The sequence below is a fragment of the Exiguobacterium sp. B2(2022) genome (genome assembly GCF_028823655.1).
In the GTDB taxonomy this organism is placed as follows: domain Bacteria; phylum Bacillota; class Bacilli; order Exiguobacteriales; family Exiguobacteriaceae; genus Exiguobacterium; species Exiguobacterium aestuarii_A.
Genome location: NZ_JAPEHX010000068.1, coordinates 1 through 14,304, shown reverse-complemented (window position 1 = coordinate 14,304; position 14,304 = coordinate 1). Strand labels below are relative to the sequence as shown.

General features: G+C 46.7%; 17 protein-coding genes. 12 read left to right on the top strand and 5 right to left on the bottom strand.

Annotation, left to right across the window (positions count from 1 at the left end):
* The 4 genes from ON063_RS12650 to lpdA all read left to right on the top strand — a co-directional run.
* On the top strand, positions 1-453 hold a 453-nt coding region (locus ON063_RS12650), incomplete at its 5' end, for a thiamine pyrophosphate-dependent enzyme (RefSeq protein ID WP_274665373.1).
* Positions 454-456: 3 nt separating this feature from the next.
* A complete protein-coding gene (locus ON063_RS12645) occupies positions 457-1,434 on the top strand; it encodes an alpha-ketoacid dehydrogenase subunit beta (protein ID WP_074034993.1) in 978 nt (325 codons plus the stop codon).
* A gap of 78 nt (positions 1,435-1,512) precedes the next feature.
* Positions 1,513-2,805, top strand: coding sequence for a dihydrolipoamide acetyltransferase family protein (locus ON063_RS12640; RefSeq protein WP_274665372.1), 1,293 nt, complete (start codon positions 1,513-1,515; stop codon positions 2,803-2,805).
* 4 nt (positions 2,806-2,809) lie between these two features.
* Positions 2,810-4,222, top strand: coding sequence for a dihydrolipoyl dehydrogenase (gene lpdA / locus ON063_RS12635; RefSeq protein WP_074034989.1), 1,413 nt, complete (start codon positions 2,810-2,812; stop codon positions 4,220-4,222).
* Between the two features lie 20 nt (positions 4,223-4,242).
* Here the strand turns inward: lpdA and aac(6') are convergent, their stop codons facing one another.
* Positions 4,243-4,692: an aminoglycoside 6'-N-acetyltransferase gene (aac(6'), locus tag ON063_RS12630; RefSeq protein WP_274665371.1), complete on the bottom strand. Its 450-nt coding sequence runs from the start codon at positions 4,690-4,692 to the stop codon at positions 4,243-4,245.
* 75 nt (positions 4,693-4,767) lie between these two features.
* Between aac(6') and ON063_RS12625 the strand changes: the two genes are divergently transcribed.
* The gene (locus tag ON063_RS12625) at positions 4,768-5,073 is read left to right on the top strand and encodes a DUF3055 domain-containing protein (RefSeq protein WP_074034985.1); all 306 of its coding nucleotides are present in this window, start codon (positions 4,768-4,770) and stop codon (positions 5,071-5,073) included.
* A 118-nt stretch (positions 5,074-5,191) separates the two neighbouring features.
* Here ON063_RS12625 and ON063_RS12620 read toward each other — a convergent pair whose 3' ends face one another.
* A complete protein-coding gene (locus ON063_RS12620) occupies positions 5,192-6,673 on the bottom strand; it encodes an aminotransferase class I/II-fold pyridoxal phosphate-dependent enzyme (protein ID WP_274665370.1) in 1,482 nt (493 codons plus the stop codon).
* A 159-nt stretch (positions 6,674-6,832) separates the two neighbouring features.
* Here ON063_RS12620 and ON063_RS12615 point away from each other — a divergent pair, with 159 nt between their 5' ends.
* From ON063_RS12615 to ON063_RS12605, 3 genes are all read left to right on the top strand, one after another.
* The gene (locus ON063_RS12615) at positions 6,833-7,099 is read left to right on the top strand and encodes a UPF0223 family protein (RefSeq protein ID WP_274665369.1); all 267 of its coding nucleotides are present in this window, start codon (positions 6,833-6,835) and stop codon (positions 7,097-7,099) included.
* Between the two features lie 236 nt (positions 7,100-7,335).
* Positions 7,336-7,524, top strand: a complete 189-nt coding sequence (locus ON063_RS12610; protein WP_015881266.1) for a hypothetical protein — start codon at positions 7,336-7,338, stop codon at positions 7,522-7,524.
* 78 nt (positions 7,525-7,602) lie between these two features.
* Entirely contained in the window at positions 7,603-8,856 is a 1,254-nt protein-coding gene (locus ON063_RS12605) for an inositol monophosphatase family protein (RefSeq protein ID WP_274665368.1), read from the top strand.
* 57 nt (positions 8,857-8,913) lie between these two features.
* Here ON063_RS12605 and ON063_RS12600 read toward each other — a convergent pair whose 3' ends face one another.
* Positions 8,914-9,093, bottom strand: coding sequence for a DUF5325 family protein (locus ON063_RS12600; RefSeq protein ID WP_074034965.1), 180 nt, complete (start codon positions 9,091-9,093; stop codon positions 8,914-8,916).
* 163 nt (positions 9,094-9,256) lie between these two features.
* Here ON063_RS12600 and typA point away from each other — a divergent pair, with 163 nt between their 5' ends.
* Both typA and ON063_RS12590 read left to right on the top strand, forming a co-directional pair.
* Entirely contained in the window at positions 9,257-11,101 is a 1,845-nt protein-coding gene (typA, locus tag ON063_RS12595) for a translational GTPase TypA (RefSeq protein WP_074034963.1), read from the top strand.
* Positions 11,102-11,189: 88 nt separating this feature from the next.
* Positions 11,190-11,594 (top strand): YlaH-like family protein, encoded by a 405-nt coding sequence (locus tag ON063_RS12590; RefSeq protein WP_274665367.1) that lies wholly within the window; start codon positions 11,190-11,192, stop codon positions 11,592-11,594.
* A gap of 37 nt (positions 11,595-11,631) precedes the next feature.
* On the opposite strand, the gene ON063_RS12585 is transcribed toward ON063_RS12590, so the two are convergent.
* A complete protein-coding gene (locus ON063_RS12585; protein ID WP_074034957.1) occupies positions 11,632-11,832 on the bottom strand; it encodes a YlaI family protein in 201 nt (66 codons plus the stop codon).
* Positions 11,833-11,947: 115 nt separating this feature from the next.
* On the opposite strand from ON063_RS12585, the gene ON063_RS12580 reads away from it, so the two are divergent.
* Together ON063_RS12580 and ON063_RS12575 are read left to right on the top strand one after the other, a co-directional pair.
* A complete protein-coding gene (locus ON063_RS12580) occupies positions 11,948-12,397 on the top strand; it encodes a hypothetical protein (protein ID WP_214695585.1) in 450 nt (149 codons plus the stop codon).
* Between the two features lie 33 nt (positions 12,398-12,430).
* Positions 12,431-13,747 carry a PhoH family protein gene (locus tag ON063_RS12575; RefSeq protein WP_214695586.1) on the top strand — a complete coding sequence of 439 codons (1,317 nt, stop codon included), beginning with the start codon at positions 12,431-12,433 and terminating at the stop codon, positions 13,745-13,747.
* 124 nt (positions 13,748-13,871) lie between these two features.
* Here ON063_RS12575 and ON063_RS12570 read toward each other — a convergent pair.
* Positions 13,872-14,304: serine hydrolase (locus tag ON063_RS12570; RefSeq protein WP_274665366.1), on the bottom strand; the 433-nt coding region annotated here is incomplete at its 5' end.

Genomic DNA, 14,304 nt, shown 5'->3' with positions numbered 1-14,304 from the left:
ACGATCGCGCAAAAAGCTGTTGCAGCTGGAATCAACGGGATCCAAGTAGACGGAATGGACGTTCTTGCAGTGCTTGCAGCTACACAACAAGCTCGCGTAGACGCACTCGAAGGAACACCGACACTTATCGAGTCACTCACTTACCGTTACGGACCACACACGCTCGCTGGGGATGACCCAACACGTTACCGTACAAAAGAACTCGACACAGAGTACCAAGAAAAAGATCCACTCGTACGTTTCCGTCTCTTCCTTGAGAACAAGAAACTCTGGAACGAAGACATGGAGAACGAAGTGATCGAGCAAGCGAAAGCTGATGTGAAAGAAGCAATCAGCCAAGCTGACAAAGAACCAAAACAAAAAGTTTCGGACTTCATCAACAACATGTTCGAAGAACTTCCTTCAAACTTGAAAGAACAGCTTGAAGAATATACTGCAAAGGAGTCGAAGTAAGTTATGGCTCAAATGACAATGATCCAAGCGATTACTGATGCGATGCGCGTTGAAATGAAACGCGACGAGAAAGTACTTCTCTTCGGAGAAGACGTTGGTAAAAACGGTGGGGTATTCCGTGCGACGGAAGGTCTCCAAGACGAGCTCGGCGAAGACCGTGTCTTCGACACGCCACTCGCTGAATCAGGGATTGGTGGTCTTGCAATCGGTCTAGGTCTTACTGGATTCCGTCCGATCATGGAAGTTCAATTCTTCGGATTCGTATTCGAAGTATTCGACTCAATCGCTGCTCAAATGGCACGTATGCGTTACCGTTCAGGCGGCGCTTACAGCCAACCAATCACAATCCGTTCACCATTCGGTGGTGGAGTTAAGACACCTGAGCTTCACGCGGATAGCCTTGAAGGTTTGATGGCTCAGACACCTGGTCTTAAAGTCGTTATTCCATCGACTCCTTACGATGCAAAAGGTTTGTTGATCGCGTCAATCCGTGACAACGATCCAGTTGTGTTCCTCGAGCACATGAAATTGTATCGTTCATTCCGTGGCGAAGTACCTGAAGGTGATTACACAATCGAACTCGGTAAAGCAGATGTGAAGCGTGAAGGTACAGACGTTTCAATCATCACTTACGGTGCGATGGTGCACACTTCACTTAAAGCAGCGGAAGAACTCGAAAAAGAAAACATCAACGTTGAAGTCATCGACCTCATGACAGTGAGCCCGCTTGATATCGACACAATCGTAGAATCTGTTAAGAAAACAGGTCGTGCGATCGTCGTTCAAGAGGCACAACGTCAAGCAGGTATCGCTGCGAACGTTGTAACTGAAATTCAAGAACGCGCAATTCTTCACCTCGAAGCACCAGTTCTTCGAGTAACTGCACCAGACACAGTCTTCGCATTTGCACAAGGTGAAGACATGTGGTTACCAGACCATAAAGATGTCGTTGCAAAAGTTAAGGAAGTTGTGAACTTCTAAGATCGTGTCGAATAAATGATAAGGGAGAATCTTCTCCCTTGTCGTGTTTACATGATGAATTGATGGGAGGAAAAACCAGTGGCAGTATTTGAATTTAAATTACCAGATATCGGTGAAGGTATTCACGAAGGTGAAATCGTCAAGTGGTTCGTAAAAGCAGGGGATACGGTCAAAGAGGACGATGTTCTTTTAGAAGTACAAAACGACAAAGCAGTCGTTGAAATCCCAGCTCCAGTCGACGGTACAGTCAAAGAAGTTAAAGTTTCTGAAGGTACAGTTGCCGTAGTCGGCGACGTCCTCATTACGTTTGACATCGAAGGCGACGCACCAGCAGGTGAAGAAGAAGAGACACCTGAACAACCGAAAGCAGAAGAGAAGACAGAAGACGTAAAAGAAGATGTGAAAGAAGACGCGCCACGCGATGTTCAACTTCACAAATCTGAGCGTGTCATCGCAATGCCATCTGTCCGTAAATATGCACGTGAAAAAGGTGTCGACATCCGTGAAGTAAACGGTTCTGGCGACAACGGTCGTGTCTTGAAAGAAGACATCGATGCATTCGCGAACGGTGAAGCACCGTCTGCAGAAGCTACAACAGAGAAAACAGAATCTGTAGCACCAGCAGCAGCTGCGAAAACGGAAATCAAGCCTTATGAGTCAGCGACTCCAGAACTTGAAACACGTGAGAAAATCCGTGGAATCCGTAAAGCCATCTCGAAAGCTATGGTTAACTCGAAACACACTGCACCACACGTTACACTCATGGACGAAGTCGACGTTACAAAACTCGTCGCACTCCGCAAAGACTTCAAACAAGTCGCGGCTGACCAAGGCGTGAAACTCACGTACTTGCCATTCGTCGTGAAAGCATTGACTGCTGCAGCGAAAGCATTCCCAACAATCAACGCTTCAATCGATGACGTGAACGAAGAAATCGTTTACAAAAACTATTACAACATCGGTATCGCAGCTGACACGGACAACGGACTCGTTGTACCAGTCGTAAAAGATGCAGACCGTAAATCAATCTATGCACTTGCTACAAACATTAACGAACTTGCAGGTAAAGCTCGTGAAGGTAAGCTCGCTGGGGAAGACATGAAAGGCGGATCGATCACAATCACAAACATCGGTTCTGCTGGTGGACAATGGTTCACACCTGTCATCAACCACCCAGAAGTTGCAATTCTCGGTATCGGTCGTATCGCTGAGAAAGCTGTCGTGAAGAACGGTGAAATCGTTGCTGCGCCAGTACTTGCACTTTCATTCAGCTTTGACCACCGCCTCATCGACGGTGCGACTGCACAAAACGCTCTTAACATGGTGAAACGCTTGCTCGAAGACCCAGCACTTCTAATGATGGAGGGATAAGAACATGGTAGTAGGAGAATTCGCACAAGAAACTGATTTGCTTGTCATCGGTGCCGGTCCTGGTGGATACGTTGCCGCAATCCGTGGCGCACAGCTCGGAATGAAAGTAACAATCGTTGAGAAAGGCAACTTCGGTGGTGTCTGCTTAAACGTCGGATGTATCCCATCGAAAGCGTTGATCACAGCTGGACACAACTTCCAACACGCTAAAGGACATGATTCAATGGGAATCTCGTCTGACAACGTGTCAGTGGACTTCACAAAAGTTCAAGACTGGAAACAGTCAGTTGTTAACAAATTGACTGGCGGTGTCAAAGGTCTCCTTAAAGGAAACAAGATTGAAATCGTTCAAGGTGAAGCTTTCTTCGCTTCTGAAGACACAGTTCGTGTCATCACAGAAGACAGCTCAACTCCTTACAAATTCAAAAAAGCGATTGTTGCGACTGGTTCTACACCAATCGAGATTCCATCGTTCAAATGGTCAAAACGCGTCCTTTCTTCAACTGGCGCATTGGCACTTCCTGAAGTACCGAAGAAACTGGTCGTCATCGGCGGTGGATACATCGGTATGGAGCTCGGTACTGCATACGCTAACTTCGATACAGAAGTAGTTGTTGTAGAAGGCGCTAGCGACATCTTGTCTGGTTTCGAACCACAAATGACGCAAATCGTTAAGAAAAAACTCAAACAAAAAGGGAACGTCACAATCCACACAAACGCACTTGCTAAAGGTGTCGAAGAAACGGAAGACGGCGTAACTGTTAAGTTTGAAGTAAACGGTGAAGAGCAATCTGTTGAAGCGGACTATGTCCTCGTCACAGTTGGTCGTCGTCCAAACACAGGCGACATCGGTCTTGAGAACGCGGACGTTAAAATCAGCGACCGTGGAATCATCGAAATCGATGACCAGTGTAAGACTTCGAACGAAAACATCTATGCAATCGGTGATATCGTTCCTGGACCACCACTTGCACACAAAGCATCTTACGAAGCGAAAATCGCAGCGGAAGCAGCAGCAGGTAAGCCAGCTTACCTCGACTACTCTGCAATCCCTGCAGTCGTCTTCACAGATCCTGAACTCGCAACGGTTGGTTACACTGAACCACTCGCAAAAGAAGAAGGACTCGAAATCACAGTTTCGAAATTCCCATTCGCGGCGAACGGTCGTGCACTTGCACTTGACGAGCCAGACGGCTTCATGAAGCTTATCACTCGCAAAGAGGACGGTCTCTTGATCGGTGCTCAAATCGCGGGTACTGGCGCATCAGATATGATTGCTGAGCTTGGTCTCGCAATCGAAGCTGGTATGACTGCTGAAGATATCGCACTTACAATCCACGCTCACCCATCACTCGGTGAGATGGCAATGGAAGCTGCTGAAATCGCAATGGGTATGCCAATCCACGTCGTTAAATAAGCACGCTAGAAAAAACTCTCTCACGTTTCGTGAGAGAGTTTTTTGATATAGGTGACGACCCGTTCAACTTCTTTGAATCCGATTTTCTCATGGAACTGTTGACTGCTCTCGTTTTCAAGTTCGGTATCCGATGCCAGTTCGATACAACCATGACGTGCAGCGAACATTGACGCAGCATCAATCAGACGTGCAGCGACACCTCTCTGACGCTCGGATTCAACGACATAGATTCCCTCCACGTAGGCTGTCGGAGACATGCTTGAACCTGGCACGTAGTCATGCCGGAAGCTGAGCTGGCAAAATCCAATCGCTGTTGTGTTAGAGGATGCGATGAAATAATGCATTTTTTTTGAAGCAAGACCGAGTTTGACTTCCATCCGCAATTCCTCAATCGGGGCGTCGGGCCATAGCTCATGCATCAATTGCGCGAGTGTTTCTTGATTTGACGATTTGGCATACTCAATTTTCATGATGACTCTCTCCTTAGGTTTCATACTTGTAGTATAAAGGAAAATACTTGTGAAGAGAGAAGGGAGGGAATCCTGATGGCATTCGATGAGGAGTTATTATATACCGTATCCGAGACGAGTCGTGTACGTTTCACCGGGATTGAGACAGAAGCTGCCCGCTATGACTTTGGTTTCGTCTATACACACCAATTCATGGGCAAGGTATTAGTCGTCTGTATGCAAACGGGTCAATCGGCCCTTCTCGATCTGCATGCTTTAGAAGAACCCCGTCAATTGTATCCGATGCTCGGCATTAACTTGAATGATACAGAGCACGTCGCTGAATTTTTACGACTCTGCCTAGTTGAAAAAACAGAAGCATCTGAAGAAATTGACACTTGAAAACATGTAAGCGTTTTCTTATAATAGGCGATAGGGGAAGCAATTCGATCATCTACAGCCACCTTTTCTGAGATGACATAAAAAATGAGCCGGTCACGATGACCGGCTCATTTTTTGTTTAGCGAATCGCTTTTGTTTGTTGGATGACTTTGATCATCTGAAGAGACTCATCTTCAAGACCTTGAACCGGAAGACCGGCTTCGATGTTGGCCATAATGTAATCGAGTGTCGACGTTGTGATCAATTCACCTGGAATGATGATTGGAATCCCTGGTGGGTACACCATAATGAATTCCGCTGAAATGCGTCCGACGGCGTTCTCAAGAGGAATTGTCTCCGTCTCTTCATAAAACGCATCACGCGGGCTTAGCGCCAATGGTGGAATCTCTGGAAGCATGATCGATAATGAGTCATTCCCAGACTTCTGATAAACAGACACGACGTCACGCATCGCTTCAATCAATGCTTGAATCGTCGACTCATCGTCTGCTGACGTGACAATGAAGAGCACGTTCAATAGATCTGACATCTCGACTTCGATGCGGTGTTTCTCACGAAGATACTTCTCGACTTCAAATCCTGTCACACCGAGCTCACGAACCGATACGAGAACTTTTGTCTCATCAAGTGCATAAGTCGATTCTGAGTGAAGCTCCGCGTGTCCGTAAACCGACAAGTTTGGCATTTGACCGATTGCTGTCCGTGCTGCTCGAGCAAGGTCAAGCGCACGTTCGTTCATCATATGACCTTTCGTCGCAAGCTGTCGACGCGCTGCATCTAGAGAAGCGAGGAGCAAGTATGATGTTGAAGTCGTCGTGATCATCGAAAGCATCGCGTGAATCCGCTCAGGTGACACGAGACCACGGCGTACGTTCAAAATGGAACTTCCTGTCATCGAGCCACCAAGTTTATGCACGCTCGTTGCCGCCACGTCCGCTCCCGCTTGCATCGCAGAGAGCGGGAGTTCATCGTGAAACGGAAGATGGACACCGTGTGCCTCATCGACAAGTACGGGCACGTCTTGTGCATGAGCGACCTCAACGATGCGCTCCAAATCACCCGCAACACCGAAATAAGTCGGGTTGATGACGAGTACGGCTTTTGTATCTGGGTGAAGCTCGAGTGCACGTTCTACGGCACTTGCTGTAATCCCGTGTGCGATGCCGTACGTCTCATCAAATTCTGGGTGGATGAAGACCGGGTGCGCACCCGTCAAGACGAGCGCGGACATGACCGATTTGTGCACGTTTCGTGGCACGATGATTTTCTCGTTCGGTCCGACGACGCCCATGATCATCGCCATGATGGCACTCGACGTTCCTTGAACGGAGAAAAAGGTCTCATCAGCACGGAACGCCTCTGCCGCCAAGCGTTCCGCTTCAGCGATTGCCGCTTTTGGATGATGAAGGTCATCGAGTGGGGCAATGTTAATCAAATCAATTTTTAGGGCGTTTTCGCCAATAAAGTCACGAAACTCCGGGTCCATCCCTTTCCCGCTCTTATGACCAGGAATATGGAACGCAATCGGATTTGAGTCGACATGTTCAAGTAACGTGTCAAATAGTGGCGTTTCGAGCTGAGTAGCACCTTTTAATTTCAATCGTAAATCCCCCTTGGAATCAGTTTATTTATTAGATGAATAATATCGTTACGTTATTATGTTGATTTAAAAAAAGAAGCAACAAAAAAACTATAGAGATTTCTGACGTAACTTGCAATAGTTTTTTTTGTTGATACAATGAGTGTCGAGGTGAACAATATGCAAATTAATTATCCGATTAATCCGGATTGGACGACCGATGAATTGATTGAGGTCGTCGAGTTTTATAATGTCGTCGCACAAGCGAACGAAGGTGGAGTCGAGCGTGAGGTTTTCCTGGACGCGTATCGTGCCTTTAAGCAAATCGTAACATCTAAGTCAGAAGAGAAACAACTGAACGCGGTTCACGACGAACAGACTGGATATTCTACGTATCGTACCGTTCAAACAGCGATGAAGTCGTCGAGCAAGATGATTAAATTGTAAGTCCGAGCATGCCCGAGCAAATTCAGGCATGCTTTTTTGTTATTTCTTCTTTAAATCGGGTACAGTTATCTAACACTTATTCAGGTTTAAGGGCATTGAAATTGGGAATATATCCATTAAGATAAAAAATTCAAAATAGTCAGACAATTCTCTTTCTTTTTCGAATTTTATCTGATATACTCAATTCAACTCACTAAACCGTAACTTGTAGCCCAACAAAAGGAGTGTGGCATCTTATGAAACAAGTGATTGAGGCATTCAAAAGAAAAGACGCAGAAAAACGGATTCCGGTGCTGCGCTTGGAGATTGATTATGAATTGGCAACCCTTTTCGATGCGATGGCGTCACAGGATGATGCTACAGTTCAGGCTAGCAAGCATCGGTTGGAGAAGTACCGCCAAGAATTATTGCGTCTCGAAGCCTGACCATTACACACACATTCAACCAGTATTCCGAGCGGATACTGGTTTTTGTTTGGTACAATACAGTTGAGGTGATCACAGATGATAGAATGGTTTGCAGTCGATTTAATCAAACAGGCGGGAGAACTGATTCGTCGCGAGATTGATCAACATTATGAAGTGGAACGAAAGACCGGAAAAGGAGATTTGGTCACTGAGATTGACCGAGCGGTGGAACAGCTGATTGTCCGCCGTATCCAAAACCAATTCCCGGACCATCAAATCATGGGGGAAGAAGGAACGACGGATACGCCAGACACGTTATCAGGAACGGTATGGTTCGTCGATCCAATTGATGGGACGTTAAACTTTATTCATCAGAAGCGTATGTTCGCCATCTCGGTAGCTGTGATGGTCGATGGAGTCGTAGAGTACGGATTCGTCTATGACGTGATGGCGGATGAGATGTTTATGGCCAGAAAAGGGTATGGTGCGACATTGAACGGACGAACATTGACGAATCTACATGAACATCATGTAAGAGATGCATTTTTAAGTATGAATGCGACGTGGGTCACGCCGAACCATCAAATTGCCCCGGAAATCCTTGCCCCGATTGTTCGAGATTCGATTGGGACACGGGCGCATGGCGCTGCATCGCTTGAGCTTGCTTGGCTCGCCGCAGGACGAGTGGACGGATACATTACGATGCGCAACATGCCGTGGGACTATGCTGCAGGGAAATTGCTTGTCGAAGAAGTGGGTGGACGGGTCGTTTCCTTATATGGGGAACCGATTCGATACGATGGGAGAACATCTGTATTGGCAGGAAGCGAGACATTCGTCAATGACGTCATCAAACACTATGTCATCGCAAAAGGGGTGACCCCAGAAGCGAAGCCGGATCTTCAAATCGTGGAACATGAATCGTACGAAGAAATTCGTGATTTACTCGTTTTAGCGAATCCGAATGAAGCGATGGTGCGAGAACAGTTTCAAACAGGACGAACGTTCAAAGCGTTACTCGGGGGAGAAATAGTCGGTGCCTATATGCTCGTATCACACGGGTCAGGACGGGTCGAGCTTGTCAATATCGCGGTGAAGCCGGAGAGACAAAACCAAACGATTGGTCAGCGGATGCTACAAGACGCGGTAAAACGGGCGACAACACTCGGCGGCCAAGAACTCCTCGTTTGTACTGGGAATTCAAGCATCATGCAATTGCGCTTTTATCAACAAGCCGGATTCCGATTTGATTCTGTGGAACGTGATTATTTTAAACAACATGGATACGATCCGATTGAGGAAGATGGTTTAGTCCTACGTGACCGCATCTGCTTGACGCGTCCGATTTAACTCATCCATTTCATGAAAAAAGGGTTGCTCGACTGTTGTCAGAGCAACCCTCTTTATTCATGAAGATTGACGATCAGAAAGAATGCGACGGCGTAATTGGATACCAAAGAATGTCGCGACACCACTAAGTACGAGACTGCCTAAAATGATGGCGGCGCTGCCTTCGGCCACCCCGATGCCGATACCGACAAACCCAGCGACGACGGCCATGGCAATCAATAGAAACATAAGCTGCATGGAGACTCCTCCTTATTTTCTCTTCTCCACCCCATTGTATGATAAAAAACGTCCAATGAAAACGTTCACAGTCGATTCCACTCGACAAAGGTACTGTGACGTGTGCTATACTCTTAAAGTTGAAGAAAAGCTGAAACTTTTTAAATAAGAGAGGAATAACTACATGAACGTAAGAACAAACCTTCGTAACGTAGCCATCATCGCTCACGTTGACCACGGTAAAACAACGTTAGTCGATGAATTATTGAAACAGTCTGGTACTTTCCGGACGAACGAGGCAGTCGCAGAACGTGCGATGGACTCGAACGATATCGAACGTGAGCGCGGAATCACAATTCTCGCGAAAAACACGGCAATCGATTACAAAGATACACGTATCAACATCGTAGATACGCCAGGTCACGCAGACTTTGGTGGGGAAGTTGAGCGAATCATGCGTATGGTTGATGGCGTTATCCTCGTCGTCGATGCGCGTGAAGGCTGTATGCCACAGACTCGCTTCGTATTGAAAAAAGCACTCGACCAAGGACTTCGTCCAATCGTCGTTGTAAACAAAATCGATAAGCCGATGGTTCGTCCACTCGACGTTGTCGATGAAGTCGTCGATCTCTTGATCGATCTTGGCGCAGATGAAGATCAACTTGAATTCCCTGTCGTCTACACATCGGCTGTCAGCGGTTCAAGTTCGTTCGATCCTGATCCAGCAAACCAAGAAGACACGATCACACACGTGCTCGATACAATTCTTGAAAACACACCAGCTCCAGTAGATAACTCAGATGAGCCACTTCAATTCCAAGTAACGATGCTCGACTACGATAACTACCTCGGTCGTATCGGTGTAGGTCGCGTCTTCCGTGGGAAAATCAAAGTCGGTGAGCAAGTATCACTCTGTAAGACAGATGGTACGGTGAAGCAACTCCGTGTCACGAAATTGTTCGGTTACTTCGGCCTCAAGCGCGTCGAAATCGAAGAAGCAAAAGCAGGTGACTTGATTGCCATCGCTGGTATGGAAGACATCAACGTCGGTGAGACAGTCACGCCAGTCGGTAAAGAAGAGCCACTTCCGCTCCTTCGGATCGATGAGCCAACACTTCAAATGCGCTTCATGACGAACAACTCGCCGTTCGCAGGACGTGAAGGGGACTTCGTCACTGCACGTAAGATCGAAGAGCGTTTGATGAAACAACTTGAGACAGACGTGTCGCTTCGTGTAGAAAACACGGATTCTCCTGACCAGTGGGTCGTATCAGGACGCGGTGAGCTTCACCTCGGTATCTTGATCGAGAACATGCGTCGTGAAGGCTACGAGCTTCAAGTGTCGAAGCCACAAGTTATCATCCGTGAAGACGAAAACGGTACGAAAGTTGAGCCGTTTGAGCGCGTGATCATCGACGTACCAGAAGAGTACACAGGTTCAGTCATGGAGTCGATTGGTCTCCGTAAAGGTGAACTTGCTAACATGAACACGAACGATAACGGTCAGACACGTATGGAATTCATCGTTCCATCACGCGGTCTCATCGGTTACCGTAACGAATTCTTGTCGGCGACACGTGGATACGGAATCTTGAACCACACGTTCGAAGAGTACCGTCCGTATATCGCAGCTGATATCGGTGGTCGTCGCAGTGGTGTTATGGTTTGTATCGAAAACGGGAAGTCAACGGCTTACTCAATCGGTGCACTCGAAGACCGTGGAACGATCTTCATCGAGCCAGGTACGGATGTATACGAAGGAATGATCATCGGTGAATGTAACCGTGACGTCGACCTTGCGATTAACGCCGTTAAAGGGAAGCAATTGACAAACATGCGTGCTTCAGCAAAAGATTCGACACAAGTCTTGAAACGTCCGCGCGTCTTCTCACTTGAAGAGTCGCTCACGTTCTTGAACGATGACGAGTACTGTGAAATCACGCCAGAGTCAATCCGTCTTCGTAAGAAAATCTTGAACAAGAACGAACGCGAGAAAGCTGACAAGCGTCGTAAACTTGGTAAAGAATAAGTAGGTGAAAAAGGGAACGCTTCGGCGTTCCCTTTTGCATGGAATAGTGTAGAATGGATGTGTATGAAATAAAGGGGGACTCTTTGTCTTGAAAGCTTCTCAAACAATCGATATCACACAAATTGATGTTCCGTGGATTGCCTCGATGCTAGGTGTCGGGAGCGACCCGAACGATTTTTCGGTCGGATTCAACGCACTCGTTGTCACGGTCATCTTACTGACGATTCTCGTCTTTAAGCTTGGTTTTGCAAAACAATTGGCATGGTGGAAATCACTGATTGTCTATATTCTACTTGCACTTGGCGCAGGTACGATGGCGCTCGTCTTTTTCACGTGGCCGATTCCAGAAGTACTTGCTGTCATGGCCATCGTGTTGGCCATTTATCGCGGTCGTCTTCCGATTCCAGAAGTACTTGCTGTCATGGCCATCGTGTTGGCCATTTATCGCGGTCGTCTTTGGTGGAACCGTCGTCAGGATGCAGTCGAGTCATAAAAAAATACGGGCGTCTCTTCGGAGGCGCCCGTTTTCATTACCAATTTCGTTTTTGTCGAAATGTAGGATATAACTTGAATTGTCCAGATGCGGCGCGTTCAGCCGTACGTTCGCTGATTCGCTCCTGACAGTCTTGACACATATACGTTTTAGCGGGCTTGTTGCGCAATCGTTTTGCTTCAAACGACCATGAGTCGATTGTTTCGACTTTATCGCAAAGAGAACATTTTACACGCATCTTCTCACCTTCCTCTATAGGATGAGTATAGCATGATTTCATTCGTTGAAAGCAGGGAATTGAATCGGTAAGGGAGAATGGTACAACCATACCCGGTTAAAAGGAGGGGAGTTGAATGGCGAGTAAGGCAACGTTTGAATTGACAGCCGCTCAACAGCGATTGTTGAATGACATGCCATTAACATTTCTCGTCGGTTTTGATGAGGCAAAGCGTTGGCCAATCAGCCACGCCATCAGTTGGGTGCAAGCACTCGACAAGGACACGATGCGGTTCGCGTTAACCAAGAATTCGCATATCGTGACGATTTTATCAACCGAAAAGACAGCAGGTCTCATCTTTATCGAAGATGGTCAGTCCTATCATGTTTTACTTTCATCCATCCGAGAATTTGAACCAGCGGTAAAACCGAGCCTTCATCTTCGTTTTTTTGAAGGACATGTCGAAGAAGTGAGAAATATCTCATTTTATGGTGCAGCATACGCTCAGCCCGAAATTACGAAAACGTATGATATTCGAGCGGCGGAAAAATTAGACCGTGAAGTGAAAGAAAGTCTTCATTCTTGATTACCATCCTATAGTCGAGGGGCGGCAAAGTCTATGAAAAAAACGTATGTACTCGATACGAACGTACTCCTACATGATCCGCTATCCTTATTTCAATTTGAAGAACATGACGTGGTCATCCCGGCCATTGTCTTAGAAGAACTTGATGGTAAAAAACGAAACATGGATGAGGTCGGGCGGAATGCCCGTGAAACGTCGCGTGTTCTAGACCAGCTCCGAACTTCGGGGAAACTTCATGACGGCGTCCCACTTGAAAACGGTGGACGTCTCTTTGTCGAGATTGGACACGAACACGAAGTCGATATTCCATTCGACGTGATGACGAACGATAACCGCATTCTTCTCGTTGCCTTAAAATTAATGAAACAATACGAGCATGACACGAACCATAAAGTCGTCGTCGTCTCAAAAGATATATTGGTCCGTGTGAAGGCGGACGCGATCGGAATTGATGCAGAAGACTACCTGACCGACCATATCGTCGATACGACGAATTTATATGCCGGCTATCGTGAAATCGAGGTCGATCAGTCACTCATCGATGAATTTTATAAAGTACGCCAACTTCCGACATCCGCATTGACGAAACAAACGTTATATCCGAATTCGTTCGTCGTGTTAAAAAGTAACGTATCGAAAGCGAGTGCGCTCGCAGTGGTCGACACGCTCCAACCGATTGTTCGTCCGTTAGCACTTGACGCTGACCACATCTGGGGGATTCATCCACGAAACGTCCAGCAACGCATGGCGCTCGACTTATTGTTACGAGATGACATTCCGTTCGTCACGTTACTCGGGAAAGCGGGAACCGGCAAGACGCTCCTTGCCTTAGCGGCAGGACTCTCACTCGTTGAGGACGAGCAACGATACAACAAGCTCGTCGTTGCCCGACCGGTCGTCCCGATGGGGAACGATATCGGCTACTTGCCCGGTGAGATGGAAGAAAAACTACGTCCATGGATGCAACCAATCTATGATAATCTAGAATTTCTCTTCAGTGCCAATTCAAAAGATGAGCTAGGGAATATTCTAGCTGGCATGAAATCGATTCAACTCGAAGCGCTCACTTATATTCGAGGAAGAAGCATGCCCGACCAGTTCATCATCATCGACGAAGCTCAAAACTTAACGAAACATGAAATCAAGACGATTCTTACCCGTGTCGGGGAGAACTCGAAAATTGTTCTCGTCGGTGACCCGTACCAAATCGACCATCCGTATTTAGATGAATATTCGAACGGATTGACATACGCCGTTGAACGATTCAAAGGACAAAATGTCTTCGGTCACGTCCAACTTGTAAAAGGGGAGCGTTCGTCTCTCGCAAGATTGGCGGCCGACTTGTTATAAATCAATAAAAAATACCGTGTTTCTACGATAGTACTAAAAACCTAAAATGACCTTGAACAGAGGAGCATCGTCCTAGTCAGAGATGATGCTCCTCTGTCTTCTTTCTCAACTCATCTCGCTCTACTCAGAGGATAGCCGATTTTGTTGAAAAAGTTATCGATGCTAAATTACCGAACTCTTGAAGATAGTCTAGATAATTGTCACCGCCATAATTCAATCGTTTGTTGTACATCCTAACGATTACTATCTGGTGCTCAGGAATGACCAACAACATCGGTCCGGTGTTGCCAAGAATTTGATACGAACCATCGGGAACAAGATTTCCTATCTCACTCTTCGACCTAGGTCGGTCTTGAACATACCAGAACAGCCCATGTGCTGGGAGTTCCTTTTCGTGATATTTGGGACTTTGAAGAGAAGTAGAAATACGTATCACCTCTTCAGGTACGACTTGCACGCCGTTATGATAACCGTTGTTAAGATGAAGGTTCCCCCATGACGCAAACTCTCTTGCTGTAGTATGCAAGTTTGATCCAAAACCATCATCAGTTGGGTAT

What these genes read in the sequence shown, in the direction of transcription:
- ON063_RS12645 (WP_074034993.1), top strand. Translation starts at nt 457, where the DNA reads ATGGCTCAAATGACAATGATCCAAGCGATTACTGATGCGATGCGCGTT.
- lpdA (WP_074034989.1), top strand. Translation starts at nt 2,810, where the DNA reads ATGGTAGTAGGAGAATTCGCACAAGAAACTGATTTGCTTGTCATCGGT.
- ON063_RS12625 (WP_074034985.1), top strand. Translation starts at nt 4,768, where the DNA reads ATGGCATTCGATGAGGAGTTATTATATACCGTATCCGAGACGAGTCGT.
- ON063_RS12615 (WP_274665369.1), top strand. Translation starts at nt 6,833, where the DNA reads ATGCAAATTAATTATCCGATTAATCCGGATTGGACGACCGATGAATTG.
- ON063_RS12610 (WP_015881266.1), top strand. Translation starts at nt 7,336, where the DNA reads ATGAAACAAGTGATTGAGGCATTCAAAAGAAAAGACGCAGAAAAACGG.
- ON063_RS12605 (WP_274665368.1), top strand. Translation starts at nt 7,603, where the DNA reads ATGATAGAATGGTTTGCAGTCGATTTAATCAAACAGGCGGGAGAACTG.
- ON063_RS12600 (WP_074034965.1), bottom strand. Translation starts at nt 9,093, where the DNA reads ATGCAGCTTATGTTTCTATTGATTGCCATGGCCGTCGTCGCTGGGTTT.
- typA (WP_074034963.1), top strand. Translation starts at nt 9,257, where the DNA reads ATGAACGTAAGAACAAACCTTCGTAACGTAGCCATCATCGCTCACGTT.
- ON063_RS12585 (WP_074034957.1), bottom strand. Translation starts at nt 11,832, where the DNA reads ATGCGTGTAAAATGTTCTCTTTGCGATAAAGTCGAAACAATCGACTCA.
- ON063_RS12580 (WP_214695585.1), top strand. Translation starts at nt 11,948, where the DNA reads ATGGCGAGTAAGGCAACGTTTGAATTGACAGCCGCTCAACAGCGATTG.
- ON063_RS12575 (WP_214695586.1), top strand. Translation starts at nt 12,431, where the DNA reads ATGAAAAAAACGTATGTACTCGATACGAACGTACTCCTACATGATCCG.